20 protein-coding genes and 1 riboswitch are annotated in these 25,385 nt (G+C 68.8%); of the genes, 13 read left to right on the top strand and 7 right to left on the bottom strand.

Features of this window, described 5'->3' with window-relative positions:
- Positions 1–2 precede the first annotated feature (2 nt).
- From ACTWJ5_RS04130 to ACTWJ5_RS04095, 8 genes are all read left to right on the top strand, one after another.
- Positions 3–1,268 carry an ABC transporter permease gene (locus ACTWJ5_RS04130; protein ID WP_444437512.1) on the top strand — a complete coding sequence of 422 codons (1,266 nt, stop codon included), beginning with the start codon at positions 3–5 and terminating at the stop codon, positions 1,266–1,268.
- Between the two features lie 9 nt (positions 1,269–1,277).
- The gene (locus tag ACTWJ5_RS04125) at positions 1,278–1,805 is read left to right on the top strand and encodes a DUF3299 domain-containing protein (protein ID WP_444437511.1); all 528 of its coding nucleotides are present in this window, start codon (positions 1,278–1,280) and stop codon (positions 1,803–1,805) included.
- A gap of 135 nt (positions 1,806–1,940) precedes the next feature.
- A complete protein-coding gene (locus tag ACTWJ5_RS04120; protein ID WP_444437510.1) occupies positions 1,941–2,660 on the top strand; it encodes an OmpW/AlkL family protein in 720 nt (239 codons plus the stop codon).
- Between the two features lie 988 nt (positions 2,661–3,648).
- Positions 3,649–4,176, top strand: coding sequence for a fimbrial protein (locus ACTWJ5_RS04115; protein ID WP_444437509.1), 528 nt, complete (start codon positions 3,649–3,651; stop codon positions 4,174–4,176).
- 216 nt (positions 4,177–4,392) lie between these two features.
- A complete protein-coding gene (locus ACTWJ5_RS04110; RefSeq protein ID WP_444437508.1) occupies positions 4,393–5,151 on the top strand; it encodes a fimbrial biogenesis chaperone in 759 nt (252 codons plus the stop codon).
- Between the two features lie 21 nt (positions 5,152–5,172).
- A complete protein-coding gene (locus tag ACTWJ5_RS04105) occupies positions 5,173–7,707 on the top strand; it encodes a fimbria/pilus outer membrane usher protein (protein ID WP_444437507.1) in 2,535 nt (844 codons plus the stop codon).
- On the top strand, positions 7,704–8,711 hold the full coding sequence (locus tag ACTWJ5_RS04100; RefSeq protein ID WP_301499991.1) for a hypothetical protein: 1,008 nt from the start codon (positions 7,704–7,706) through the stop codon (positions 8,709–8,711). The genes ACTWJ5_RS04105 and ACTWJ5_RS04100 overlap by 4 nt, the downstream gene beginning before the upstream one ends.
- A gap of 6 nt (positions 8,712–8,717) precedes the next feature.
- Positions 8,718–9,074, top strand: coding sequence for a SirB2 family protein (locus ACTWJ5_RS04095; protein ID WP_009617233.1), 357 nt, complete (start codon positions 8,718–8,720; stop codon positions 9,072–9,074).
- Here ACTWJ5_RS04095 and ACTWJ5_RS04090 read toward each other — a convergent pair whose 3' ends face one another.
- From ACTWJ5_RS04090 to ACTWJ5_RS04075, 4 genes are all read right to left on the bottom strand, one after another.
- Positions 9,075–10,013, bottom strand: a complete 939-nt coding sequence (locus ACTWJ5_RS04090) for an NAD-dependent epimerase/dehydratase family protein (RefSeq protein ID WP_444437506.1) — start codon at positions 10,011–10,013, stop codon at positions 9,075–9,077.
- Positions 10,006–10,890 carry a sugar nucleotide-binding protein gene (locus ACTWJ5_RS04085; protein WP_009617230.1) on the bottom strand — a complete coding sequence of 295 codons (885 nt, stop codon included), beginning with the start codon at positions 10,888–10,890 and terminating at the stop codon, positions 10,006–10,008. The genes ACTWJ5_RS04090 and ACTWJ5_RS04085 overlap by 8 nt, the downstream gene beginning before the upstream one ends.
- A 140-nt stretch (positions 10,891–11,030) precedes the next feature.
- Complete coding sequence (locus ACTWJ5_RS04080; protein ID WP_444437505.1) at positions 11,031–11,579, bottom strand: DUF934 domain-containing protein; 549 nt, start codon at positions 11,577–11,579, stop codon at positions 11,031–11,033.
- Positions 11,576–13,246 (bottom strand): nitrite/sulfite reductase, encoded by a 1,671-nt coding sequence (locus ACTWJ5_RS04075; protein WP_444437504.1) that lies wholly within the window; start codon positions 13,244–13,246, stop codon positions 11,576–11,578. The genes ACTWJ5_RS04080 and ACTWJ5_RS04075 overlap by 4 nt, the downstream gene beginning before the upstream one ends.
- Before the next feature lie 303 nt (positions 13,247–13,549).
- On the opposite strand from ACTWJ5_RS04075, the gene ccoG reads away from it, so the two are divergent.
- The 3 genes from ccoG to ACTWJ5_RS04060 all read left to right on the top strand — a co-directional run bounded on the left by ccoG (position 13,550) and on the right by ACTWJ5_RS04060 (position 16,665).
- Positions 13,550–14,962: a cytochrome c oxidase accessory protein CcoG gene (gene ccoG, locus ACTWJ5_RS04070; protein WP_444437503.1), complete on the top strand. Its 1,413-nt coding sequence runs from the start codon at positions 13,550–13,552 to the stop codon at positions 14,960–14,962.
- Positions 14,963–15,037: 75 nt separating this feature from the next.
- Complete coding sequence (gene mapR, locus ACTWJ5_RS04065; protein ID WP_444439524.1) at positions 15,038–16,447, top strand: GntR family transcriptional regulator MpaR; 1,410 nt, start codon at positions 15,038–15,040, stop codon at positions 16,445–16,447.
- Between the two features lie 95 nt (positions 16,448–16,542).
- Positions 16,543–16,665: a hypothetical protein gene (locus tag ACTWJ5_RS04060; RefSeq protein ID WP_009617223.1), complete on the top strand. Its 123-nt coding sequence runs from the start codon at positions 16,543–16,545 to the stop codon at positions 16,663–16,665.
- Between the two features lie 532 nt (positions 16,666–17,197).
- Here ACTWJ5_RS04060 and cobM read toward each other — a convergent pair.
- Both cobM and ACTWJ5_RS04050 read right to left on the bottom strand, forming a co-directional pair.
- Entirely contained in the window at positions 17,198–17,947 is a 750-nt protein-coding gene (cobM, locus tag ACTWJ5_RS04055; protein ID WP_444437502.1) for a precorrin-4 C(11)-methyltransferase, read from the bottom strand.
- 45 nt (positions 17,948–17,992) lie between these two features.
- Positions 17,993–18,397, bottom strand: a complete 405-nt coding sequence (locus tag ACTWJ5_RS04050; RefSeq protein ID WP_074982052.1) for a cobalamin biosynthesis protein — start codon at positions 18,395–18,397, stop codon at positions 17,993–17,995.
- A 99-nt stretch (positions 18,398–18,496) separates the two neighbouring features.
- A riboswitch (cobalamin riboswitch) is annotated at positions 18,497–18,687 on the top strand.
- A 92-nt stretch (positions 18,688–18,779) separates the two neighbouring features.
- Here ACTWJ5_RS04050 and cobW point away from each other — a divergent pair.
- Together cobW and cobN are read left to right on the top strand one after the other, a co-directional pair.
- A complete protein-coding gene (gene cobW / locus ACTWJ5_RS04045; RefSeq protein WP_253389955.1) occupies positions 18,780–19,832 on the top strand; it encodes a cobalamin biosynthesis protein CobW in 1,053 nt (350 codons plus the stop codon).
- 100 nt (positions 19,833–19,932) lie between these two features.
- Positions 19,933–23,664, top strand: coding sequence for a cobaltochelatase subunit CobN (cobN, locus tag ACTWJ5_RS04040; protein WP_444437501.1), 3,732 nt, complete (start codon positions 19,933–19,935; stop codon positions 23,662–23,664).
- A 504-nt stretch (positions 23,665–24,168) separates the two neighbouring features.
- Here cobN and ACTWJ5_RS04035 read toward each other — a convergent pair.
- Complete coding sequence (locus tag ACTWJ5_RS04035) at positions 24,169–25,266, bottom strand: 3-deoxy-7-phosphoheptulonate synthase (protein WP_256514164.1); 1,098 nt, start codon at positions 25,264–25,266, stop codon at positions 24,169–24,171.
- Between the last annotated feature and the right edge of the window lie 119 nt (positions 25,267–25,385).

The raw sequence follows: 25,385 nt of genomic DNA, 5'->3' as shown, positions 1-25,385 counted from the left end.
GCATGTATCTGTTGCGCCTGGCCCTGGCCAGCCTTTCCAACCGCCGCTTCACCGCCCTGCTCACGGTCTTCGCCATCGCCCTCTCCGCCTGCCTGCTGCTGGCCGTGGAGCGGGTGCGCAGCGAGGCCCGCGCCAGCTTCGCCAGCACCATTTCCGGCACCGACCTGATCGTCGGCGCGCGCTCCGGCTCGATCAACCTGCTGCTGTACTCGGTGTTCCGCATCGGCAACGCCACCAACAACATCCGCTGGGAGAGCTTCCAGACGGTCAAGGCCAGCCCGCTGGTGAAGTGGGCCATCCCGATTTCTCTGGGCGACTCGCACCGCGGCTACCGGGTGATGGGCACCGACACCGGCTACTTCGAGCACTACCGCTACGGCCGCGACCAGCAGTTGCAACTGGCCGAGGGCCGGCCCTTCGGCCAGGACCTGTTCGACGTGGTGCTCGGCGCCGAGGTGGCCGAGGCGCTGCACTACAAGCTGGGCGACCACATAGTGCTGAGCCACGGGGTGAGCACCATCAGCCTGGTGCAGCACGACGACAAGCCGTTCACCGTGGTCGGCATCCTCAAGCGCACCGGCACGCCGGTGGACCGCACCCTGCACATATCCCTGGCCGGCATGGAGGCGCTGCACGTCGACTGGAAGAACGGCGTGCCGGCCCGCGGCGCCGGACGCATCAGCGCCGACCAGGCACGGCACATGGATTTGCAACCGACCGCCATCACCGCCTTCCTGCTCGGCCTGAAGAGCAAGGTGGCGACCTTCGCCCTGCAACGGCAGATCAACGAATACGACGGCGAGCCGCTGCTGGCCATCCTCCCCGGCGTGGCTCTGCAGGAGCTGTGGGGGCTGATGGGCACGGCGGAGAAGGCGCTGTTCGTGGTTTCGCTGTTCGTGGTGCTGACCGGGCTGATCGGCATGCTCACCGCCATCCTCACCAGCCTCAACGAACGCCGCCGCGAGATGGCCATCCTGCGCTCGGTGGGCGCACGGCCCTGGCACGTGTTCAGCCTGCTGCTGGCCGAGGCCTTCGCCCTGGCCCTGGCCGGCGTCACCCTCGGCCTGGGCCTGCTGTACGCCGGCATCGCCGCCGCCCAGGGCTACGTGCAAGCCAACTACGGCATCTTCCTGCCGCTGGCGGCGCCGAGCGCCTATGAGTGGTCGCTGCTAGGCGGCATACTGCTGGCCGCCATACTGATCGGCTGCGTGCCGGCCTGGCGCGCCTATCGCCAGTCGCTGGCCGACGGCCTGTCGATCCGCATCTGAGTAGCCCCCATGAAAAGAACCGCCTCCGTCTTCCTCGCCCTGCTCCTGCTCGCCGCCAGCGCGGCCTGGGCCGGCACGCCGCAGACGCTGACCTGGCCGCAGCTGATCCCCGAGGGCGCGCCGCCGCCCCCACCGCCGGTGCCGCTGCACGACATTTCCCAGCTCAGCGACGCGCTCAACGCCGAGAGCGGCCCGGCGGCCAAGCAGCAGTCGCCGGCCGCCCCGGTGGTGCAGGCGCTGGACGGCCAGCAGGTGAAGCTGCCCGGCTACATAGTGCCGCTGGACGTCGGCCAGGACGGCGAGGTCAACGAGTTCCTCCTGGTGCCCTACTACGGCGCCTGCATCCACGTGCCGCCGCCGCCGTCCAACCAGATCGTCTACGTGCACCAGGCCCACGGCGTGAAGATGGACGAGCTGTACCAGCCCTACTGGGTGGTCGGGCGCATGCAGGTGAAGCACATCGACAGCGACCTGGCCCAGGCCGGCTACCAGCTCAAGGCCGACGAGGTGACGCCGTACGAATACGAAGGCGAATAGCCTGCGACCATCCGCCACAGGCATTACCCCTACGAGGCAGGGGGGCTTTATTGAGCTGAATCAAGAAGGATCGCTTAGCGCCGTCTACCATGATGTCCACCAACGCTTATTCCAAAATCATGGAGCATCACCATCATGCGCAAGTCCTGGCTCACCGCCTCCCTGCTCGCCGCCGCCGTATCCACGCCGTTCGCCGCCCAGGCTGCGGACATCCAGGGCCACAAGGCCGGTGACTTCATCGTTCGCGGCGGCTTCGCCACCGTAGCCCCCAACGACGACAGCAGCGATATCAAGCTGGACGGCGGCAAGGTCGGCGGCACCAAGGCCACCGTGGACAGCGACACCCAGCTGGGCCTGACCTTCAGCTACCTGATCACCGACAAAATCGGTGTCGAGTTGGTCGCCGCCACCCCGTTCAAGCACCAGGTCGACGTCAAGGGCCTGAACCGCGCCACCGGCCTGACCGGCCTGGACGGCAAGCTGGCCGACATCAAGCAGCTGCCGCCGACCGTGCTGCTGCAGTACTACCCCATGGGTGGTACCAACTCCGCCTTCCAGCCCTATGGCGGCCTGGGCGTGAACTACACCACCTTCTTCGACGAGGACCTGGCCAGCAACCGCAAGGACCAGGGCTTCAGCAACCTGAAGCTGCAGGATTCCTGGGGTCTGGCCGGCGAGCTGGGCTTCGACTACATGCTCAACGAGCATGCCCTGTTCAACGTCGCTGTGTGGTACATGGACATCGACACCAAGGCCAGCGTCAATGGCCCGGGTGCCCTGGGCATCCAGAAGACCAAGGTCAACGTAGACGTCGATCCGTGGGTGTACATGATTGGCTTCGGCTACAAGTTCTAAGAGCCTGACCACGATCTGTTGCGGGTCGGCATAACTGAGATAGCCTTCGGCAAATGCCGGTAGTGCTGTTCACTTAAGAAAGAATGCCGTTTCTCTGTCTGGGGGAAACGGCATTTTTTCATTTGGGGGGCTATGGTTTCGCTTGCGAATCCTGATCCCTCGCTCCGATCCCCACCCCGTCATTCCCGCGAACGCGGGAACCCAGAGACTTGGGGGCTTGGTGTAGCGCGCCGCTCCGAGTGCTTGGATGTCTCTTGTTTCGCCCCCTCGGGCGAGTCCCTTTTGTCAAACGCCACAAAAGGAACCAAAAAGGCTTGCCCCAACATACGGGCCCGATGGAGCCGGGCTCCCCTCACGAATTCCCCCGCCACGGAGGCCCGCCCCGAGGGTACGTCCCTGTAGCCCGCGGGGCTCTCGCGACATCCATGTCGCATGACCTCCTGAGCGCCGGTTTCGTTCGGCCTTCTGAAGGGGCGTTTCGGAGTGCGCGGATGTTTCTCTGGAAATCCAAGAGCAAACGCGCTTTTGCTTTTGCTTTTGCTTTTGCTTTTCGTAGGAGCGAGCTTGCTCGCGAACCCCGCAGTCACTAGGTTCCCGCATTCGCGGGAATGACGGGGTTGAAGGATGGTGCCGGACTTCGACGCCGCTCAGGACAGCCCCCTCTCCCGCTTGCGGGAGAGGGCTGGGGAGAGGGTGCTCTTAAGCCCAGGTGAATAGGCCCCCGAGCCCCCGCCAACGGCGTATAACCGCGAACGGTTATACGCCCTACGTTCCCGCAAAGCATCGCTTGAGTGAACAGCATTATCGGCAAATACCGGGGGCTTTTTTATTCCGGGCAACTTACTTCCCCGCCCTAATAACCCACTTATTTCCATTGCCTACCTCATTCATAGGAATACACCTACGGCTCATCAGAAGTTTCCTAATATTCGAAATTTCAGGAAGCAGGGAGAATTCACCTACCGAAAAACCTGCAAGGAAAAACGCCATGAAAAATCTCACTCTTCCCGCAGCCGTGCTTCTCGCTCTGGCAACTGGCGGCGCCCAAGCGGCGACCGGCGGCCAGATCAGCTTCACCGGCCACGTTCTGGAGGACACCTGCGAAGTCAGCGTGAACGGTGGTGGCGCCGATGCTTCCATCAACCTGCCGTCGATCTCCACCAGCGACTTCGATACCGTGGGTTCCACCGCCGGCGAGCAGCGCTTCACCATCGAGCTGAGCGGCTGCACCGTCGGCCAGACCTACAAGGTCGACTTCGCCTCGGCCAACGTCAACCCGAGCACCGGCAACCTCGCCTTCAACGGCGATGCCATGAGCATGTCCGGCATCGAGCTGCAGATCGCCAACGAGGAGCAGGAAACCATCGACCTGCGCACCAACGAGAACAACCTCGGCAAGCCCATGGATTCCGGCCCGCTGGAATTCGCCTACTACGCCCGCTACGTTCAGACCTCGGAACTGGTAGCGGCCGGTACTGCCGACACCGCCCTGCTGTACTCCATCCGTTACGACTGACGGCGCTCCGGGATGCATCCCCCTCCCCCATCGGGGGATGCACTCGGAATATTCATCACGCGTATGAACACATCGATGAAAGTTCATACACGAGTTGAATGAATAACCGCACTTCCGAGTTATCCGGACAACTTCACCGACCGGGAACTTGCCAGTACCCCGGCCCCGCCTAGACTCCACCCAAAGTCCTTCTTTACAGAGAAGGAGGTTGACCCGATGCGTCCCGCTACCCACTTGTTCTTCCTGCTCGGTATTTGCCTGCTGGCGTTCCAGGCCAACGCCAGTATCGTCATCACCGGTACCCGCGTGGTCTACCCGGCCACCGAGCGGGACATCACCGTCAATATCCGCAACACCGGCAAGACACCGTCGCTGATCAAGGCCTGGGTGGACAACGGCAAGGGCACGCCCGGCGCCGACAAGCAGGGGCGCTCGCCCTTCATCGTCACGCCGCCGGTATCGCGGGTCGACCCGGACAAGGGCCTGCTGCTGCGCATCGCCAACATCGACCGCTCGCTGCCCCAGGACCGCGAATCGGTGTTCTGGCTGAACGTCCTGGAGGTGCCCTCGAGCAGCCCGGACAAGGCCGACACAGCCAGTAGCGACAACAGCGCGGGCAAGCTGCAGGTGGCCTTCCGTTCGCAGCTCAAGCTGTTCTACCGCCCGGCCAAGCTCAAGGGCGTGGCCGCCGACGCGGCGCAGCAGCTGAAGTGGCGCGTCGTTTCCGAGGGCGGCAAGAGCGTGCTGCGCGCAGTCAACGACCTGCCCTACTCGGTGTCCCTGGCCCGCCTGCAACTGCGCTCGGGCGCCAGGCAATACGACAACGACGACCTGGACATGGTCCCGGCCAAGGGCAGCTACGGCATCGCCCTGCCCCGCGACGCGGCGGCCTGGGCCAGGCCCGGCGCACGGGTCCGCTACACCTGGATCAACGATTTCGGCGGCCTGATCGAAACCGAAGCCACCGTCGAGTAACCCTCCCCCGCGAGGTCCACCGTGTCCCCTTCGATACTGTCCCGCATCCTGCGTCTGGGGTGCCTGGGAGGGCTCTTCTGCGCCCTGCTCCCGGCCCCGGCAGTGGCCGCCGAAGGCACCGGCGAGGTGCATTTCGACCGCGGCCTGCTGGAGACGCTGGGCATGAGCACGGACGTTTCCGGGTTCGAGAAGAACCCCTCGGCACTGCCGCCAGGCACCTACTCGCTCGACCTGACCTTGAACAAGGTGTACTTCGGCCGGCAGGAAGTGCGCGTGGTGCATACCGCCGAGCAGCGCCAGGTCTACTGCTTCACCCAGGAGCAACTGGAACAGTGGGGCGTGCTGCTGCCCGAGCCCGCCGCCGACGCCAAGCCCGCCAGCGGCGACTGCGTCGACCTGCTCGAACGCGTGCCGCAGAGCCGCGTGGAACTGGACGGCGCCAGCGCGGCCATCCTCCTCACCCTGCCCCAGGCCTACGTCAAGCAGCGCCCGCGCAACTATGCGCCGCCGCAGAGCTGGGACTCGGGGATCAACGCCGGCTTCGTCAGCTACACCAGCAACTTCGACCGCTCCAGCAACAGCCAGGACACCCGCAACGACCTGTTCCTCGGCCTCAACGGCGGCCTCAACCTGATGGACTGGCGCCTGCGCCACAACGCCACCTTCAGCCACGGCGACACCACCCGCCAGGGCAGCCACTACCGCACGCTGAACAACTACGCCCAGCGCGACCTCACCGCGCTGTCCTCGCAGCTGACCCTCGGCCAGCACTTCACCGCGGGCGACCTGTTCGACAGCATCCCCTTCACCGGCGTGCAGCTGGAGAGCGACGAGCGCATGCTGCCCGAGAGCGAGCGCGGCTTCGCCCCGGTGGTGCGCGGCATCGCCGACAGCAACGCGACCGTGAAGATCCACCAGGGCCAGCAGCTGATCCACCAGGTCAGCGTGCCGCCCGGCCCCTTCGTCATCGACGACCTGTACAACACCGGCTACACCGAGGACCTGCTGGTCACGGTGGTCGAGGCCGACGGCCGCGAAAAGAGCTTCAGCGTGCCCTACTCCTATGCCGCCGAACTGCTCAGGCCCGGCGCCTCGCGCTACCAGGTGGCTTCCGGCAGCTACCGCGGCGAGGACGTCGACAACCCGCTGAAGTTCGTCCAGGGCGGCTACCGCCGGGGCCTGAGCAACAACCTCAGCGCCTATTCCGGCGCCGTGATCGCCGACAGCTACATGGCCTCGCTGATCGGCGCCGCGCTGAACACGTCCTACGGCGCCTTCTCCCTGGACGCCACCCTGTCGCGCTTCGACGCCCTGCCCGCCGACGCCGCGGGCCAGGGCATGCCCGACAACGGCGAAAGCTATCGCCTGGCCTACAACAAGTCGTTCGGCGGCACCAACCTGCAACTGTCCTACCGCCGCTCGGACAAGGGCTACCTGGGGCTGGCCGCCGCGGCCGACGCCCTGGACACCGACAACGCCAGCCTGTTCCGCGAGCGCGACCGCGTCCAGCTCAGCCTCAGCCAGGCGCTGGCCGGCGGCAGCCTGTACCTTTCCGGCGTGGGGCAGAGCTACTGGACCGGCGAGCGGCGCAGCCTGACCTTCAGCAGCGGCTTCAGCCGCACCTTCAACTGGGGCAGCTTGGGCCTGTCGGCGACGCGCTTCCAGAGCGTCGACGGCTACGACAACCAGTACCTGCTGAGCATCAGCATCCCGCTGGGCCGCGATGCCGGCGCGCCGCGCCTGAGCAGCACCCTGTCGCTGCAGGACGCGCACAACCGCTCGCTGCAGACCAGCCTCAGCGGCATCGCCGGCGAGCGCGGCCAGTGGAACTACAACCTGTACGGCAACCACAGCCAGGCCGACAGCGCCAGTACCCAGTCCTACGGCGGCAACCTCAACCTGCGCACCTCCGCCAGCGCCCTGGGCGCCAGCCTGGCGCGCGGCGACGGCTTCAGCCGCGAGTCGCTGTCGGCGCGCGGCAGCCTGGTGGCCTATTCCGGCGGCATCGCGCTGTCGCCGAGCCAGGGCGAGACCATGGCGATAGTCGAGGCCGAAGGCGCGGCGGGCGCCCTGCTGCCCCGCGGCCGCGTGCGCCTCGACGACGACGGCAAGGCCCTGCTCACGGGGCTGACGCCCTACCGCCACAACGAGATAGTGCTGGACGCCAAGAGCGCCACCGCCGACGTCGAGATCAAGGAGAACATCCAGAAGACCGCGCCGCGCTATGGCGCCATCGTGCGGGTGCCCTACCGCACCCGCAGCGGCATCTCGGTGCTGCTCGAACTGCGCCGCCCCGGAGGCCAGGAGGTGCCCTTCGGCGCCGAGGTCGGCGGCGCCGGCGAAGTCCTCGCCTACGTCGGCCAGGACAACCTGGTCTACCTGTACCTGGAAAAGGGCCGCGACAGCTACCGGGTATCCTGGGGCGAGGCGGACGAGCAGCAATGCAGCTTCACTTACGCCATGCCGGCGAAGAAGGACAAGCAGGACACCTACCGGGCCATCCCGGTCGACTGCCAGGCCGCCGCCGGCGGCCCGCCAAGCGAGGAAAGATCATGATCCACCCGCGCCGCCGCCCCCTGTTCCACTGCCTGGCCCTGGCCGCCTGCCTGCTGCAGGCGCTGCCGGCCGCCGCCGACGAGTGCCCGGTCGAGCCGAACCAGTGCTACTTCACCAACCAGCAGTTCACCTACGACGGCGAGACCTACATCAGCGCCGGCCTGCCGGTGGGCAGCGTGCTGGGCACCCTGAACCTGTCCCTGGACTACGCCTGCCGCCTGCAGGAGTACCTGGCCGGGGACGCCGGGCGCTACATCGTGCTGGGCGTGGCCAGCGAGGCCAGCCACATGCAGGGCAACGACTTCGCCACCAACCTCAACGGCCTGGTCTACCGGGTGATTCCCTCGGGCAAGGACGGCGTCGGCGTCAAACAGGTGGGCGGGGTGGCCGAGCGCATCCAGCTGGGCATCGTCGGCGACCGCAGCCTGGGCCCCAGCGAATGCGTCAGCGGCTCGCTGTCCAACAGCTTCATCGAAGTGCTGAAGAACGGCCCGATCGACACCCCGGGGGTCTATACCATCAACTTCCGCGAACCGGCGCTGTTCGTCGGCTCGCGCTGGAACAACACGCCGCCGGCCTACCCCATCGACCCCTTCCCGGGCGTCGCCCTGACCTTCCTGCCCACCACCTGCGAGATGACCGATGCGCCGACGCGGGTCGATTTCGGCAGTTTCAGCAAGAACCAGTTGCCCCTGCAGCGGCGTTTCGACTTTCATTGGCAGTGCGACGGCGGCGCGGTCATCCACACCACGCTGTCACCGGCCAACGGCCAGCTCCTCGACGGCAACACCGCGCTGCTCCACGAATCCGCCGGTTTGCTGCTGAAGATCAAGGACCTGCAGAACGAGCGGTACGTAGTCTTCAACCAGCCCGTCGAGCACGTGGTCCGCACGCCGCGCTCGCTGAGCTTCGACACCGCCTTCGAGGCCGAGCTGCTGGCGGGCGCCGAGGTCCGGCCGGGGCCCTTCGAGTTCGTCGTGCTCTACACCACCGAATACAAGTGAGCGCCCATGTACCTCTGGTTGAAGCACCTGCACATCACCCTGGCAGTCCTCAGCAGCCTGCTCTTCCTCTGGCGCCTGGGGCTGAGCTGGCGGGGCCGGCGCCTGGCCGGCTGGCAGCGCTGGGCGCCGCACCTGGTGGACAGCCTGTTGCTGCTCAGCGCCCTGGGCCTGGTGCACCTGGCCATGCCCTGGCCGCTGCCGCTGTGGCTGCAGGCCAAGCTGGGGCTGCTGGTGGGCTACATCGTGCTCGCCGCCTTCGCCATGCGCAGCGCCGCGCGCGGGCCCAAGGCGCTGCTCAGCGCCCTGGCCCTGGCCTGCCTGGGCGGCATCTTCTACCTGGCGCTGAACAAGCCCTGGTGGTGATCAGCGCCCGAGCAGGCGCGCCAGGCCCTCGCCGATCGGCGTCGGCCGTTCCAGGCGGTAGTGCGCCAGCAGGCGGCCGTTGTCGGCGCGGGAATGGCGGATGTCGCCGGGGCGCGCCTCGGCGTGGCTCACCGGCGGCAAGCCGCCGACCAGCGCGCCGATCTCGCCCAGCAGCTGGTTCAGGCTGGTCACCTGGTTCAGCCCGACGTTGACCGCCCCTTCCGGCACCTGCGCTGCCTCCAGCGCCTGCACCAGCAGTTGCACCAGGTCGGCGACGTAGATGAAGTCGCGGGTCTGCTCGCCATCGCCGAACACCGTGATCGGCTGCCCGCTCAGGGCGCGCTGGGTGAAGATGCTGATCACCCCGGAATAGGGCGAGGACGGGTCCTGGCGCGGGCCGTAGACGTTGAAGAAGCGGAACACCGCCGGCTCCAGGCCATGTTGGCGGCGGTAGAAGTCGAAGTAGTACTCGCCGGCCAGCTTGTCCGCGGCGTAGGGCGTCAGCGGCGCCTTGGGCAGGTCCTCGACTATCGCCGCGCCCTGGCCGTTGTGGCCGTAGACGGCGGCGCTGGAGGCGTACAGCACGCGCTTCACCCCGGCTTCGCGCAGGGCTTCGCAGAGGTTCAGGGTGCCGATGAAGTTGCTCTGGTGGGTGGCCACCGGGTCGTCCACCGAGGCCTGCACCGAGGCCACCGCGGCCAGGTGCACCACCGCCTGGCAGCCCTGCAGGGCACGGCGGACCACAGCCGCGTCGGCGACGTCGCCGACCAGCAGTTCCACCTCCGCGGCGAGGTTCTCGCGCTTGCCGGTGGACAGGTTGTCCAGCACGCGGACCTTGAAGCCGCGCGCCAGCAGCGCGTCGGCCAGGTGCGAGCCGATGAAGCCAGCGCCGCCGGTGATGAGGATGGGGGCGGCGGATGCCGGGGAGATGTCAGCCATGACGGTAGTAACGGTCCAGCAGGGTCGGCAGCGCGGCGCGCCAGGCGCGCGGCTTGATGCCGAAGGTGTGGAGGATTTTCTTGCAGGCGAGCACCGCGTGCTGCGGTTCCTCGCTGGCATCCGGGCGCGCCGCGTGGGCCTGGGCGACGGGGTCGCGCAGGGCCTGGCCGGTGAGGGTGCGGGCCTCGGCGATGATCACCTGGCCCAGGGCCAGGGTGGTGGTGGCCTCCAGGCCGCCGTAGTGGTAGGTGCCCCACAGCGGCGCCTGGCAGTCCAGCTGCTTGAGCACCGAGAGGATCACCCGCGCGGCGTCGTCCACCGGGGTGGGGTTGCCGCGGCGGTCGTCCGCCAGGTACAGCTCGTCCTCGCCCAGGGCGCGGCTGAGGAAGCGGTCCAGGCTGCCGCCCGGGCTGTCGTCCAGCAGCCAGCCGAAGCGCAGCAGCACGTGGCGTGGGCAGGTGGCGCGCACCCACTGTTCCATGCGCCACAGCGCCTGGCCACGGCGGCCCAGGGGCAGCGGCTCGTCCTTCTCGCTGTAGGCGGTGGCGCGGGCGCCGTCGAACACGCGGTAGCTGGAAGGCTGCAGCAGGAGGATTTCGTAGTGCTGGCAGAGTTCGGCCAGGCGCTCCACGGCGCGCTCCTGGCCAGCCAGGCGGGCGTCGTCGACCTGCTCGGCCTGGAACCAGTCGTGGTAGTAGGCGAGGTTGATCACCGCGTCGGGGCGGGTCTCGTCCAGCAGCAGGGTCAGGCTGGAGGCATCCCAGCCCTGCTCGGGCGGGCGCGGGGCGAGGAAGCCGATGTCTTCCTCGGCTCCCAGGCGGATCAGCGCCTGTCCCAGGGCATTACCGCCACCCAACAGCATCAGGCGCATACGCATCTTCAGGGGGTCACTCGAATCGTGGGCCACGGCCGGCGGCGTTTCGCCGACGCTTTGCCGGCATTTTTCCTGCGCACCGGAACAGCGTCAAGCGCGGCGCCACGCGCGGCGCGGCGCGGCCCCCTGAAAGCGGGCGGTTTTCAGCGCCGGCGGAACAGCGGCCGCGGCTCGATCGCCGAGCGCCCGTAGAGCACGCTGAGCCCGGCCAGGCCCTTGAGCGCGTCCTCCACGGACTTGTCCGCGCGCACCGCGAAGGCGTCGAAACCGCACTGGCGCAGGTGCGCCAGCTGATCGCGCAGCACCTCGCCCACCGCGCGCAGCTCGCCGCGCCAGCCCAGGCGCCGGCGCAGCAGGTAGGCCAGGCTGTAGCCGCGGCCGTCGCGGAAGCTGGGGAAGTCGATGGCGATGAGCGGCAGTGCGTCCAGCCGGCCCACCAGCCTCTGCGGATCGTCATCCGGCCCCAGCCACACCCCACTTTTCTGTAGGAGCGAGCTTGCTCGCGAAGCGCCCGGCTCCGATGTTTGTTCGCGAGCAAGCTCGCTCCTACGGGTGTCATGGCTCAGCCAGGCATTCAGCGGCAGGATGAGGTCGCCTTCGGGCAGTGTTTCAGGCACCTCGCGCAGCAGCGTCCAGGCGTCGTCGCGGTCGTGCCAGGCGCCATCGCCGCTCAGGCGGATCAGGTTGTTCATGCCGGCACCTCCGCCTGTGCATAGACCCGCGTCTTGAACGGCTCCAGGCCGATGCGCTCGACGGTCTCGACGAAGCTCTCGCCGGCCCCGCGCCGCTCCACGTAGGTATGGACAATGCGCTCGATCACCGCCGGCACCTCGGCGGCGCTGAACGACGGGCCTATCACCCGGCCCAGCGCGGCGCGCTTGCCCTGGGCGCCGCCGAGGGTGACCTGGTACCACTCGCTGCCGTTCTTGTCGACGCCGAGGATGCCGATGTTGCCGATGTGGTGGTGGCCGCAGGCGTTCATGCAGCCGGAGATGTTCAGGCTCAGCTCGCCCAGGTCGTGCAGGTAGTCCAGGTCCTCGAAGCGCTGCTGGATGCCCTGGGCGATGGGGATCGACTTGGCGTTGGCCAGCGCGCAGTAGTCGCCGCCGGGGCAGGCGATGACGTCGGTCAGCAGGCCCTGGTTGGGCGTGCCCAGCCCGGCCGCGCAGGCCTCGCGCCAGAGCGCGTGCAGCTCGGCCTTGCGCACGTCCGGCAGCACCAGGTTCTGCTCGTGGGCCACGCGGACTTCGCCGAAGCCGTAGCGCTCGGCCCAGTCGGCGACGCGCTCCATCTGCTCGGCGGTGACGTCGCCGGGCGGCGCGGCAGCGCCAGGCTTGGTCGACAGCACCACGCTGGCGTAGCCCGGCACCTTGTGCGGGCGCACGTTGCGCGAGGCCCAGCCGGCGAAGGCGGCATCGGCGGCCAGGACGCTGCCGTAGGCCAGCTCGTCGGCGGCGGCCTGCGCGTAGCGCGGCGGCTCGAAGGCGGCGGCGACGCGCTGGTATTCCTCCAGGGTCAGCTGCGCCTCGCCGTCGCGGATGTGCAGCCACTCCTCCTCCACCTCGCGGGCGAAGGCCTCGACGCCCAGCGCCTTGACCAGGATCTTGATGCGCGCCTTGTACTTGTTGTCGCGGCGGCCGTGGCGGTTGTACACCCGCAGGATGGCCTCGACGTAGGACAGCAGGTGCTGCCAGGGCAGGTCCTCGCGGATCGGCTGCGAGAGGATCGGCGTGCGCCCCAGGCCGCCGCCGACCATCACCCGCAGGCGCAGCTCGCCGGCGGCGTCGCGGTAAAGGTAGAAGCCGATGTCGTGCATCATCACCGCCGCGCGGTCTTCCTCGGCGGCGCACAGGGCGATCTTGAACTTGCGCGGCAGGAACAGGAACTCCGGGTTCACCGTCGACCACTGGCGGAGAATCTCGGCCAGCGGCCGCGGGTCCAGCAGCTCGTCGGCGGCGACGCCGGCGAAGGCCTCGGTGGTGATGTTGCGCACGCAGTTGCCGGAGGTCTGGATGGCGTGCATCTCGACTTCGGCGAGCTGTTCGAGGATGTCCGGCACCTGCTCCAGTTCGATCCAGTTGAACTGGATGTTCTGCCGCGTGGTGAAGTGGCCGTAGCCGCGGTCGTAGTCGCGGGCGATGCGCGCCAGGGTGCGCAGTTGACCGCTGGCCAGGGTGCCGTAGGGAATGGCCACGCGCAGCATGTAGGCGTGCTTCTGCAGGTACAGGCCGTTCTGCAGACGCAGCGGCAGGAACTCCTCCTCGCTCAGCTCGCCGCCAAGCCGCCGCGCCACCTGGTCGCGGAACTGCGCCACGCGCTCGCGCACCAGGGCATGGTCGTAATCGTCGTATCGGTACATCGCCGGGGGCACCTCACAAGGCTGCTGCGGCGGCCTGCGTCGGGCCATCGCTGGTGATGGCGCCACTATGGCCGGCGGCCGCGCCGCGAAACAGCGGCAGATCCGCCGCAAAAAAGCGGATCAGACGCCTTGCCCGAGCGGGCTGGACCGCCCTGCGACCGCGTGCCGCGCGCCGCCTCCACAGCGCAGGCCATGCCTGGCGCGGCGCATCTGATCCGGTTTTTTGCGGGAGACCTGAATCTGTTTCGTGCCCAGGGCGCTTCCTATAGTCGCGGCGCATCCCAAGCCTGATGGGCCACGACAATGAGCCAGAGAATCCCCGCGAAGATCGTCGAGATCGCCGCCCCGCAACACTTCACCCCGCCGCCCAAGCCGCTCTCGGCGGTCACTCCGGCGGTCTACACCAAGCGCTTCAGCGGCCGCTTCCGCGACCTGCGGCGGCTCGGCGGGGCGCTGCTGTTCCTGCTGTTCTTCGGCACCCTGTGGCTGCAGTGGGACGGTCGCCAGGCGGTGCTCTGGGACCTGCCCGAGCGCAAGTTCTACATCTTCGGCGCGACCTTCTGGCCGCAGGACCTGATCCTGCTCTCGGCGCTGCTGATCATCGCCGCCTTCGGCCTGTTCTTCATCACCGTGCTGGCCGGCCGCGTGTGGTGCGGCTACACCTGCCCGCAGAGCGTGTGGACCTGGATCTTCATGTGGGCCGAGCAGGTCACCGAGGGCGACCGCAATCAGCGCATGAAGCTGGACAAGGCCCCGCCCAGCGCCGCCAAGTACCTGCGCAAGGGCGCCAAGCACGGGCTCTGGCTGCTGGTCAGCCTGGCCACGGCGCTGACCTTCGTCGGCTACTTCACCCCGGTGCGCCCGCTGGTGGCGGACCTCTTCACCCTGAAGCTGGACCTGGAAAGCGCCTTCTGGGTGGCCTTCTTCGCCGCCGCCACCTACGCCAACGCCGGCTGGCTGCGCGAGCAGGTGTGCATCCACATGTGCCCCTACTCGCGCTTCCAGAGCGTGATGTTCGACAAGGACACGCTGATCATTTCCTACGATGCCGCCCGCGGCGAATCCCGCGGCGCGCGCCGCAAGGACGCCGAGCCCAAGGCCCTCGGCCTGGGCGACTGCATCGACTGCCAGCAGTGCGTGCAGGTCTGCCCCACCGGCATCGACATCCGCGACGGCCTGCAGATCGCCTGCATCGGCTGCGCCGCCTGCGTCGACGCCTGCGACTCGGTGATGGACCGCATGGGCTACGCCCGCGGCCTGGTGCGCTACACCTCCGAACGCGCCCTGGAAGGCGGCCGCACCCACCTGCTGCGGCCGCGCCTGGTCGGCTACGCGGCGGTGCTGCTGGCCATGTTCGGCGCCTTCGCCTGGGCCCTGCAGGCGCGCCCGCTGATCGCCCTGGACGTGGCCCGCGACCGCGGCCTGTTCCGCGAGAACGCGGCCGGCGAGATCGAGAACGTCTACAACCTCAAGCTGATCAACAAGACCCAGCAGGCGCAGCGCTACCGCCTGGGCCTGGCCGAGGCCGGCGGCTACCGCCTGCAGGGCGCCCTCGACCAGCGCCTGGAGCCGGGCGAAATCCGCGACTTCGCCGTCTCGGTGGCGCGCCTCGAACTGAGCGGCAGCGGCGGCCCGGTGCCCCTGCACTTCCGCGTGAGCGCGCAGGACGGCGAGCAGGTCGAGGCGGCCAGCACCTTCGTCGCGCCGAGGCGCTGAGCGATGGCCCCGCGGCATGGCGGCGGCGCCGCGCAACGCCTAGAGTGGGAGCTCCCCAACGGCCCCCGGGACAAGATGAAGCGCTACGAGAAATTCGCCGACGAGATCGCCGAACTGATCCGCAACGGGGTGCTCGCCCCCGGGCAGAAGGTGCCCTCGGTGCGGCACGCCAGCCGCACCTACGGGGTCAGCGCCTCCACCGTGTTCCAGGCCTACTACCTGCTGGAGGACCGCGGCCTGATCGTTGCCCGCGCGCGCTCCGGCTACTTCGTCCGCGAGCACGTGCGCCGCGCCCTGGCCGAACCGGAGATCGCCCGCCACGAGGCGCAGACCACCGAGGTGGACGTCAGCGAGCTGGTGTTCTCGGTGCTCAGCTCGATCAAGGACCCGGACACCGTACCTTTCGGCTCGGCCTTCCCGGCCCCGGAGCTGTTCCCCCTGCCGCGCCTGGCGCGCTCCATGGCCCATGCCGTGCGCGACATGGAGCCGCGCGCCGCGGTGGCCGACATGACCCCGGGCAGCCATGCCCTGCGCCGGCAGATCGCCCTGCGCTACATGGTCAACGGCACGCCGCTGCCGGTGGAGGAACTGGTCGTGACCAACGGCGCGCTGGAGGCGCTGAACCTGTGCCTGCAGGTGGTCACCCAGCCCGGCGACCTGGTGGCCATCGAGGCGCCGGCCTTCTACGCCACCCTGCAGGTGCTGGAGCGGCTCAAGCTCAAGGCCGTGGAAATCCCCGTGCACCCGCGCGAGGGCATCGACCTGCAAGTGCTGGCCGATAGCCTGGAGCGCCTGCCGATCAAGGCCTGCTGGTTCATGAGCAACTTCCAGAACCCGCTGGGCGCGAGCATGGGCGAGGACCGCAAACGCACCCTCGCCGGCCTGCTGGCCCGGCACCAGGTGCCGCTGATCGAGGACGACGTCTACGCCGAGCTGTACTTCGCCCAGCAGGCGCCCAAGCCGGTGAAAGCCTACGACGCCGAGGGCCTGGTGATGCACTGCGGCAGCTTCTCCAAGAGCCTGGCGCCGGGCTACCGCGTCGGCTGGGTGGCTGGCGGGCGCTTCCACGAGCAGATCGAGCGCCTGAAGCTGATGACCAGCCTGTCGGCCTCGGTGCCGGCCCAGGCGGCCATCGCCGACTACCTGCAGCACGGCGGCTACGACCGCCACCTGCGCAAGCTGCGCCACGCCCTGGAAAGCCAGCAGCACGCCATGCTCGCCGCGGTGGCCCGGCACTTCCCCGAAGCGACGCGGGTGACCCGCCCCAGCGGCGGCTACTTCCTCTGGCTGGAGCTGCCCGAACGGGTCGATGCGCTGAAACTGTTCCAGCTGGCCCACGCCCAGGGCATCAGCATCGCCCCCGGGCCGATCTTCTCCGCCACCCGCGGCTTCCGCCACTGCCTGCGGCTGAACTACGGCCATCCCTGGACGCCGCGCAGCGAAAAGGCCATGGAGACCCTGGGACGGATCATCCAGTCGCTGTAGCGCTGCTCCGTACATTCGGACACGATCTGTATCTGTGCGACAGATTGCCGCAGGCATAGTCTGTCAGACCAGACCCCGGACGAAGGACAGCTGCCATGGACGCGGAAACCCTGACGATCCTGCTGACAGTGGGCACCGCCCTGGGCCTGCACCTGGGCGTGCGCTGGTACATCCGCCACGGCCTGCCCGGGCGCGGGCCGGATGATTGGATGGCGTAGGGCAAGCCCCGGCGGCGCCAAGGTTAGCCCGGGCGTCGTCCGCCCTGCCGGCGGAATCGCGGATGAATCCGCTCCTACCATATCGGTGGGCACGGCTTCTCGTAGGAGCGAGCTTGCTCGCGAACAAACGCGGTGCCATGCGGTTCGCGAGCAAGCTCGCTCCTACAAAGAGCATCCCGGCGCGGCCTGCAAGACAGTTGCTCGGAGAAACGCCATCGTAGGATGGGTTGAGCGAAGCGATACCCATCGCCACGGCGGGGAGCTGTGAGGGCTGGGTTTGAGAGCGCCCTCTCCCTAACCCTCTCCCTGAAGGGAGAGGGGACTGTTGGGCAGAGTTGGATGTGCTGCAGTTAGCCGGCTGTCTCGGCGGTTTCCAGTTGAAACCATTCCTCCTCTCGGCACGGACTGGCCCCCTCTCCCTTCAGGGAGAGGGCTGGGGAGAGGGAAAGGCGCCACACCCAGCACCAGAGCATCCGGTTGGCACCGTTCGCGAGCAAGCTCGCTCCTACAAACAAGCCCCAGCCATCTGCCGTCAGTCCGGCCGATACAGATGCGCATGCCCCGCGCTATACAACGACGACTCGCCGCCCCCCTCCGCCGCCAGCACCCGCCCGACCAGAATCAGCGCAGTCCGCTTGAACCCCTTGGCCCGAGCCTTGGGCAGGATGTCGCCAAGGGTGCCGCTGACCTGGTCCTGATCCGGCCAACTGGCGCGGTGGATCACCGCGATCGGGCAATCCGCGCCGTAGTGCGGCAACAGCTCCGCGACGATCTTCTCCAGCTGGCCCACGCCCAGGTGGATGGCCATGCTCGCCCGGTGCCGCGCCAGGTCGCCCAGGGATTCCCCCTCGGGCATCTTCGTGCGGCTGGCGTAGCGGGTGAGGATCAGCGTCTGCGACACCTCCGGCAGCGTCAGCTCGCAGCCCAGCAGCGCGGCGCAGGCGGCAGTTGCAGTGACGCCGGGGACGATCTCGTAGGGAATGCCGAGCCGGCGCAGGTGCTGGATCTGCTCGCCGATGGCGCCGTACAGCGAAGGGTCGCCGGAATGCACGCGGGCCACGTCCTGGCCTTTCGCGTGGGCCTCGGCGAGCAGCGCGACTATCTGCTCCAGGTGCAGCTCGGCGGTGTTCACCACCACCTCGGCGCTGTGCCCTTCGAGCACCGCCTCGGGCACCAGCGAGCCGGCGTAGAGGATCACCGGGCAGCTGCGCAGCAGGCGCTGGCCCTTGACCGTGATGAGCTCGGGATCGCCGGGGCCGGCGCCGATGAAATAGACCGTCATGAACGCACGCTTCGGATCGGGAAAGGCGCAGTCTACCCCAGCCCGCTATCCCATCAGAGCCGGCGCCATCGCCAGCGCGCAGGTGGCGTTGGCGCTGCGCCGCTTGGGCACCACCAGCCGCGCCGGGCCCTCGGCCAGCGCTTCGGCCAGCGCCAGGGCCGCGGCTTCGGCGACACCAGCGCTGCCAGTGACCTGGCGGGCCCGCTCGGAAGTGGAAGTCAGCCGCTCCTCGTAAGGCGCCAGGCGCTGCGCATCCAGCAGTTCCAGGGGCAGGCGCAGTTGCCGCGACAGGTCGCGCAGGCCGCCTTCCAGGGCCTTGGCCTCGCTGCTGGCCAGGGCATTCAGCGCCGCCTCGTCGAGGCCGGCCTCGCGCAGGCAGGCGCGCAGCAGGGCGAGCAGTTCGTCGGCGCCGCAGCCACGGCGGCACCCCAGTCCGGCAACCAGTATCACGCGGGCGATCCTTCCACGGGCAATCGCCGGGCAGCACAGCACGGCCCAGGCAGAGCGTCAACCGGCCCGGCGGCGATTGACCGCCCGCCGGGCACTGCGTAGCCTTTGCCGCTTCGAGGTTCTCCGGCCCGGCGCCGGAGCTAAGAGGGAACGTGGTCAAGGCCACGGCTGCCCCCGCAACTGTGAACGATCCAAACCCCTTCGAATGCCACTGCCCACGGGCGGGAAGGCGAAGGCCAGGCGCAAGCCGGATCGTGAGCCAGGAGACCTGCCTCGAACCAGCATTACCACAACCGGGCGGGGTGATCCGGTGGCGGCTTCCGACGCGCGGAACCTCCGTGCGCGCGCCCCTGCCTCCCGCCATCGCAGCGCAGAGGCGACCATGCAAACCCTGGCCAAGCTCCCCGTCACCATCGTCACCGGCTTCCTCGGCGCCGGGAAGACCACCCTGCTCCGGCACATGCTCGACAACGCCGAAGGCCGCCGCATCGCGGTGATCGTCAACGAGTTCGGCGAACTGGGCATCGACGGCGAAATCCTCAAGCAATGCTCCATCGGCTGCAGCGAAGAAGAAGCCGTCGGGCGCGTCTTCGAACTGGCCAACGGCTGCCTGTGCTGCACCGTGCAGGAAGAATTCTTCCCGGTGATGCGCGAATTGGTGGCGCGCCGCGGCGAGCTGGACCAGATCCTCATCGAGACCAGCGGCCTGGCCCTGCCCAAACCCCTGGTGCAGGCCTTCCAGTGGCCGGAAATCCGCAATGCCTGCACGGTCGACGCGGTGATCACCGTGGTCGACAGCCCGGCAGTGGCCGCCGGCACCTTCGCCGCCCATCCCGAGCAGGTGGACGAGCAGCGCAAACAGGACCCGAACCTGGACCACGAGTCGCCGCTGCACGAACTCTTCGAAGACCAGTTGGCCAGCGCCGACCTGGTGGTGCTGAACAAGGCCGACCTGCTCGACGCCGACACCCTCGCGCAAGTGCGCGCGCACGTGTCCGAAGAACTGCCGCCGGCGGTGAAGATCGTCGAAGCCAGCGCCGGCCAGCTGCCGCTGTCGGTGCTGCTGGGGATCAACGCCGAGGCCGAGCTGCACATCGACAGCCGCCCCACCCACCACGACCACGAAGGCCATGAGGACCACGACCACGACGAGTTCGACTCCTTCCACGTCGACCTCCCGGAAGTGCAGGAACAGGCCCTGCTCGCTGCCCTCGGCCAACTGGTGGAGCGCCACGCGGTGCTGCGCGTCAAGGGCTTCGCGGCCATCCCCGGCAAGCCCATGCGCCTGCTGGTGCAAGGCGTGGGCAAGCGCTTCGACAAGCACTTCGACCGCAAGTGGCTGAGCGACGAAACCCGCGCCACCCGCCTGGTGGTGATCGGCCAGGAGCTGGACCAGGCCGCCATCGCCAACGAGTTGCGCACCGCGCTCGCCTAACGCCCCCTGTAGGAGCGAGCTTGCTCGCGAACGGCTCCGCAGCAGGGTTGGTTCGCGAGCAAGCTCGCTCCTACGAGAAGCCATAGACCGAGGCGACCCCATGCACCTGCTGCGCACCCAACCCGGCGGCTTCGTCCCCGACGACGGCATCGCCCACCTGGCCCAGACGCCCGCCGAGCTGGTCATCCTCTGCAGCGGCGACTCGCACCTGGCGCTGCTCGCCGAGGCCGCCCGCGCGCTGCCCGACGACTACCCGAGCCTGCGCCTGGCCAACCCCATGCAGCTGCAGAACCACGCCTCGGTGGACCTCTACGTCGACGAGGTGCTGCAGCACGCCAAGGTCATCCTGATCTCGGTGCACGGCGGCGTCGGCTACTGGCGCTACGGCATCGAGCAACTGGTGGCCCTGGCCGAGCGCGGCGCCACGCTGATCCTGGTGCCCGGCGACGACAAGCCCGACCCCGAGCTCAGCGCGCTGTGCAGCGTGCCCCCCGAGGAGGCCGAACGCCTCTGGCAGTACCTGCGCCAGGGTGGCCTGGACAACGCCCGGCAATTCTTCGCCAACCTGGCCAGCCAGTACCTCGACCACGCCTATCCCTGGAACGAACCGCGCGCCCTGCCCCGCGTCGCCCTGCACCATCCCGGCCACGCTGAAGCCACCCTCGCCCACTGGCAGGCCGAATGGAACCCCGGCTGGCCGGTGGCGGCGCTGCTGTTCTACCGCACCCACCTGCAGGCGGCGAACACCGGCTTCATCGACACCTTCTGCGCCAGCCTGCGCGCGCAGCAGCTCAACCCGCTGCCGATCGCCGTGGCCAGCCTCAAGGAAGCAGCCTGCCTGGAACAGGTCGAGGCCCTGCTGGACGAGGCCTGCGCCGAGCTGATCATCAACACCACCGGCTTCGCCCAGTCCAACCCGGACGCGCCCCAGGCCCGCCCGTTCCGCCGCGACGTGCCGGTGCTGCAGGCCATCTGCTCGCTGGACAACCTCGAACTCTGGCGCGCCAACGCCCAGGGCCTGGGCCCGCGCGACCTGGCCATGCACGTGGCGCTGCCGGAGCTGGACGGCCGCCTGATCACCCGCCCCATCAGCTTCAAGGGCCTGGCCTGGCGCAGCGAGCGCAGCCAGAGCGACGTGGTCTGCTACCTGGCGCACCCCCCGGGCATGGACTTCGTCGCCGAGCTGGCGCGGCGCTGGGTGCTGCTGGCGCGCAAGGCCAACGCCGACAAGCGCGTGGCGCTGATCCTGGCCAACTACCCGACCCGCGACGGGCGCATCGGCAACGGCGTCGGCCTGGACACGCCCGCCGCGGCGCTGAACATCCTCCGCGCCATGGAAGCCTCGGGCTACCCGGTGGCCGGCCTGCCGGAGACTGGCGATGCGCTTATCCACAACCTGCTCGGCGGGGTGAGCAACGACCTCGACAACCTCGACCTGCGCCCCTGCGCCCAGAGCCTGGCGCTGGCCGACTACCTGGCCTGCTTCGCGCGCCTGCCCGAGGCCAACCAGCGCGCCGTGCGCGAGCGCTGGGGCGAGCCCGAGCAGGACCCGATGCACCGCAACGGGCGCATGATGGTCGCCGGCCTGCGCCTGGGCCTGGCCTTCGTCGGCATCCAGCCGGCGCGCGGCTACCAGCTCGACCCGGCGGCCATCTACCACGACCCGGCGCTGGTCCCGCCGCACGGCTACCTGGCCTTCTACTTCTGGTTGCGCGAGGCTTTCGGCGCCGATGCGGTGATCCACGTCGGCAAGCACGGCAACCTCGAATGGCTGCCGGGCAAGGGCGTGGGCCTGTCCGAGGAGTGCTGGCCGGACGCGATCCTCGGCCCGCTGCCGAACCTCTACCCGTTCATCGTCAACGACCCCGGCGAGGGCGCCCAGGCCAAGCGCCGCAGCCAGGCGCTGATCATCGACCACCTGATGCCGCCGCTGACCCGCGCCGAGAACTACGGCCCGCTGCGCGACCTGGAGCGCCTGGCCGACGAGTACTACGACGCCTCGCTGCTGGACCCGCGCCGCGCCGTGCAGCTGCGCGGGGAAATCCTCGACGCGGTGCGCGCCGCCGCCCTGGACCGCGAGCTGGGCCTGCAACTCAACGACGACGAAGGCAGCTGGCTGCCGCAGCTGGACGCCTACCTCTGCGACCTCAAGGAATCGCAGATCCGCGACGGCCTGCACGTGTTCGGCGAGTCGCCGGCGGGCCAGCTGCGCCGCGATACCCTGCTGTCGCTGGTGCGCATCCCCCGTGGCGACGGCAAGGGCGGCAACGCCAGCCTGCTGCGCGCCCTGGCGGCGGACCTGCAATTGGGCCGCGACCCGCTGGACAGCAACTTTGCCGAAGCCTGGGATGGTCCGCGCCCCGAGGTGCTCCGGCAAGTCAGCGACGAACCCTGGCGCAGCAACGGCGACACCCGCGAGCGCCTGGAACTGCTGGCCCTGCAATTGATCGAGCAGGACCTCGACGGCCCCGGCGAAGCCAGCGCGCTGGTCCTCCGGCAACTGCGGGAAAACGTGGCGCCCTTGCTGGATGCCTGCGGCGCCAACGAAATCGGCCAACTGCTCGCCGGGCTGAACGGCCGCTTCGTCCCCGCCGGCCCCAGCGGCGCGCCCAGCCGCGGGCGCCTGGACGTGCTGCCCACCGGGCGCAACTTCTTCACCGTGGACGTGCGCAACCTGCCCACGCCCACCGCCTACCGCCTCGGCTTCCAGTCCGCCAGCCGGTTGCTGGAGCGCCACCTGCAGGACCACGGCGACCACCTGCGCCAACTCGGCCTTTCGGTGTGGGGCACGGCGACCATGCGCAGCGGCGGCGACGACATCGCCCAGGCCCTGGCGCTGCTCGGCGTGCGCCCGGTGTGGCAGGCCGGCAGCCAGCGCGTGGAAGACTTCGAGATACTGCCACTGAGCCTGCTCGACCGCCCGCGGGTGGACGTGACCCTGCGCGTCTCCGGCTTCTTCCGCGACGCCTTCGCCAACCTCATCCGCCTGTTCGACGCCGCGGTGCAAGCCGTGGCCGCGTTGGACGAGCCGGAAGACATGAACCCCCTGGCCGCCCGCGTGCGCGCCGAAAGCACGCAGCTGCAAGCCAGCGGCGTGACCGAGGAAGAAGCCCGGCGCCAGGCCGGCTGGCGCATCTTCGGCGCCCAGCCCGGGACCTACGGCGCGGGCGTGCAAGGGGTAATCGAGGAACGCAGCTGGGAAAGCCGCTCCGACCTCGCCGCGGCCTACCTCAACTGGGGCGGCTACGCCTACGGCGCCGGCGACGACGGCACCCCGGCCCGCGAGCGCTTCGCCCAGCGCCTGGACGGCCTGCAGGCGGTGCTGCACAACCAGGACAACCGCGAGCACGACATCCTCGACTCCAACGACTACTACCAGTTCCAGGGCGGCATGCTCGCCGCCGCCGAGGTCATCCAGGACCGTCGCGTCGCCAGCTACCACGGCGACCACAGCCAGCCGGACAACCCGCGCATCCGCACGCTGAAGGAAGAACTCGGCCGCGTGCTGCGCGCCCGCGCGGTGAACCCGAAATGGATCGCCGGGATGAAGCGCCACGGCTACAAGGGCGCCTTCGAAATGGCCGCCACGGTGGACTACCTGTTCGCCTTCGACGCCACCAGCGAACTGGTGGAAGACCACCAGTACCAGCTACTGGCCGACGCCTACCTGCTGGACGAAGACACCCGCGAATTCATCCAGCGCCACAACCCCGAGGCCCTGCACGACATGGCCGAACGCCTGCTGGAGGCGCAGCAGCGTGGGCTTTGGCAGGAGCCAGGTGAGTATCGTGAGGCGCTGGAGAACATTCTGGTGGATAGCGAGGAGCAGTGAGGCGCGCGCTGGCTCTTCGTAGGAGCGAGCTTGCTCGCGAACGGAGTTTTCCGACCATGCCGGTGCCTGGCATGAGAGCGCCCTCTCCCTAACCCTCTCCCTGAAGGGAGAGGGGACCGTTCGGAGTGCGTGGGTATTCCTGAGTTAGCCGGCTAGTACGAAGTCGCCGGCTGACTCCAAATCCATTCTCGGCACGGACTAGCCCCCTCTCCCTTCAGGGAGAGGGCTGGGGAGAGGGAAAGGCGCCCAGCACAGCATCAGAGCAGCCGGTTGGCACCGTTCGCGAGCAAGCTCGCTCCTACAAGCCTCACCCCCGCCGGATCCAGTAACGTAGGGCGTATAACCGTTCGCGGTTATACGCCGATACACCCACCTCATGCCCGGCCTCCCGGTCGACCCCGAAGCGCCCCCCAAACAGCGGCTCCGTAACAACCCCCGGAGCACACGGAAACGTCGGATAAACGGCGTATAACGCGGAGCGTTATACGCCCTATGCCGAGCCCATTACCCCCGCCGCAACCGCCCCGCCGCATCCAGCAACAACGCCTCGGTCCCGTTCCACCCCAGGCATCCATCGGTAATGGAAACCCCATAACGCAGCTCCCCCTTCAGCGGCTGGCAGCCGTCGAACAGGTGGCTCTCCAGCATCACTCCGCGCAGCGAGGCGTCGCCGCCCAGGCGCTGGTCGAGCACGCTGGCCAGCACCGCCGGCTGGCGCAGCGGGTCCTTGGCGCTGTTGGCGTGGCTGCAATCGACCATGATCCGTGCCGGGATGCCCTGCTTCTCCAGCCCCTCGCGGGCCGCGCGCACGCTGGCCACGTCGTAGTTCGGCCCGCCGTGGCCGCCGCGCAGCACCAGGTGGGTGTCCGGGTTGCCGAGGGTCTGCACCAGCGCCGGGCGGCCCAGGCCGTCGATGCCGAAGTGCTGGTGCGGGTGCGCCGCCGAGCGCATGGCGTCGCAGGCGATGCCGAGGCTGCCGTCGGTGCCGTTCTTGAAGCCCACCGGCAGGTCCAGGCCGCTGACCAACTCGCGGTGCACCTGGGATTCGCTGGTGCGCGCGCCGATGGCCGCCCAGCCCAGCAGGTCGTCGAGATAGCCGGCCACCAGCGGCTGCAGCAGCTCGGTGGCCACCGGCAGGCCGCGTTCGAGCATGTCCAGCATCAGCCGGCGCGACAGCGCCAGGCCCTCGGCCATGTCGCCGCTGCCGTCCAGGCGCGGGTCGTACACCAGGCCCTTCCAGCCGACGGTGGTGCGCGGCTTCTCGACGTAGGCGCGCATCACCAGCAGCAGCTGGTCGCTGACTTCGGGGGCCAGGGCGGCAAGGCGTTCGGCGTAGTCGAGGGCGGAATCGGCGTCGTGCAGGGAACAGGGGCCGACCACCACCAGCAGGCGCGGGTCGCGGCCGTCGAGGATGGCGCGGATGGCCTGGCGGTCGTGCTGTACGCGTTCGGCCAGGGCGGCGGAAAGCGGCAGGCGCTGGCGCAGTTCGGCGGGGCTCGGCAGCGGCTGTTCGCGACGGCGGGCGGAGGGGCGCGGCAGTTCGAGGACTTCGGCGGACTGCGGCAGGTCGTTGCGGATCAGGGCGGAAACGGAGGAATTCATGGACTGGCATCCTTGGCCGGCGCGGTCATGGCCGCGCGCGGCGCTATCTGAGTGTTCGACTGAGTAGTTCGGGTGTGGCAGCGGTACGGCTGCTAAATCGCCAGTCGGAGGTGCGGTAA

The organism is Pseudomonas sp. A6, assembly GCF_052367875.1.
GTDB classification, from domain to species: Bacteria; Pseudomonadota; Gammaproteobacteria; order Pseudomonadales; family Pseudomonadaceae; genus Pseudomonas; species Pseudomonas citronellolis.
Note: the sequence above shows the minus strand (reverse complement) of the source record. Positions and strands in the feature narration are given on the sequence as shown.

Bases quoted from the DNA above. Each gene is read 5' to 3' on its own strand.
- ACTWJ5_RS04130 (WP_444437512.1), top strand. From the start codon at position 3: ATGTATCTGTTGCGCCTGGCCCTGGCCAGCCTTTCCAACCGCCGCTTC.
- ACTWJ5_RS04125 (WP_444437511.1), top strand. From the start codon at position 1,278: ATGAAAAGAACCGCCTCCGTCTTCCTCGCCCTGCTCCTGCTCGCCGCC.
- ACTWJ5_RS04120 (WP_444437510.1), top strand. From the start codon at position 1,941: ATGCGCAAGTCCTGGCTCACCGCCTCCCTGCTCGCCGCCGCCGTATCC.
- ACTWJ5_RS04115 (WP_444437509.1), top strand. From the start codon at position 3,649: ATGAAAAATCTCACTCTTCCCGCAGCCGTGCTTCTCGCTCTGGCAACT.
- ACTWJ5_RS04110 (WP_444437508.1), top strand. From the start codon at position 4,393: ATGCGTCCCGCTACCCACTTGTTCTTCCTGCTCGGTATTTGCCTGCTG.
- ACTWJ5_RS04100 (WP_301499991.1), top strand. From the start codon at position 7,704: ATGATCCACCCGCGCCGCCGCCCCCTGTTCCACTGCCTGGCCCTGGCC.
- ACTWJ5_RS04095 (WP_009617233.1), top strand. From the start codon at position 8,718: ATGTACCTCTGGTTGAAGCACCTGCACATCACCCTGGCAGTCCTCAGC.
- ACTWJ5_RS04090 (WP_444437506.1), bottom strand. From the start codon at position 10,013: ATGGCTGACATCTCCCCGGCATCCGCCGCCCCCATCCTCATCACCGGC.
- ACTWJ5_RS04085 (WP_009617230.1), bottom strand. From the start codon at position 10,890: ATGCGTATGCGCCTGATGCTGTTGGGTGGCGGTAATGCCCTGGGACAG.
- ACTWJ5_RS04080 (WP_444437505.1), bottom strand. From the start codon at position 11,579: ATGAACAACCTGATCCGCCTGAGCGGCGATGGCGCCTGGCACGACCGC.
- ACTWJ5_RS04075 (WP_444437504.1), bottom strand. From the start codon at position 13,246: ATGTACCGATACGACGATTACGACCATGCCCTGGTGCGCGAGCGCGTG.
- ccoG (WP_444437503.1), top strand. From the start codon at position 13,550: ATGAGCCAGAGAATCCCCGCGAAGATCGTCGAGATCGCCGCCCCGCAA.
- mapR (WP_444439524.1), top strand. From the start codon at position 15,038: ATGAAGCGCTACGAGAAATTCGCCGACGAGATCGCCGAACTGATCCGC.
- ACTWJ5_RS04060 (WP_009617223.1), top strand. From the start codon at position 16,543: ATGGACGCGGAAACCCTGACGATCCTGCTGACAGTGGGCACCGCCCTG.
- cobM (WP_444437502.1), bottom strand. From the start codon at position 17,947: ATGACGGTCTATTTCATCGGCGCCGGCCCCGGCGATCCCGAGCTCATC.
- cobW (WP_253389955.1), top strand. From the start codon at position 18,780: ATGCAAACCCTGGCCAAGCTCCCCGTCACCATCGTCACCGGCTTCCTC.
- cobN (WP_444437501.1), top strand. From the start codon at position 19,933: ATGCACCTGCTGCGCACCCAACCCGGCGGCTTCGTCCCCGACGACGGC.
- ACTWJ5_RS04035 (WP_256514164.1), bottom strand. From the start codon at position 25,266: ATGAATTCCTCCGTTTCCGCCCTGATCCGCAACGACCTGCCGCAGTCC.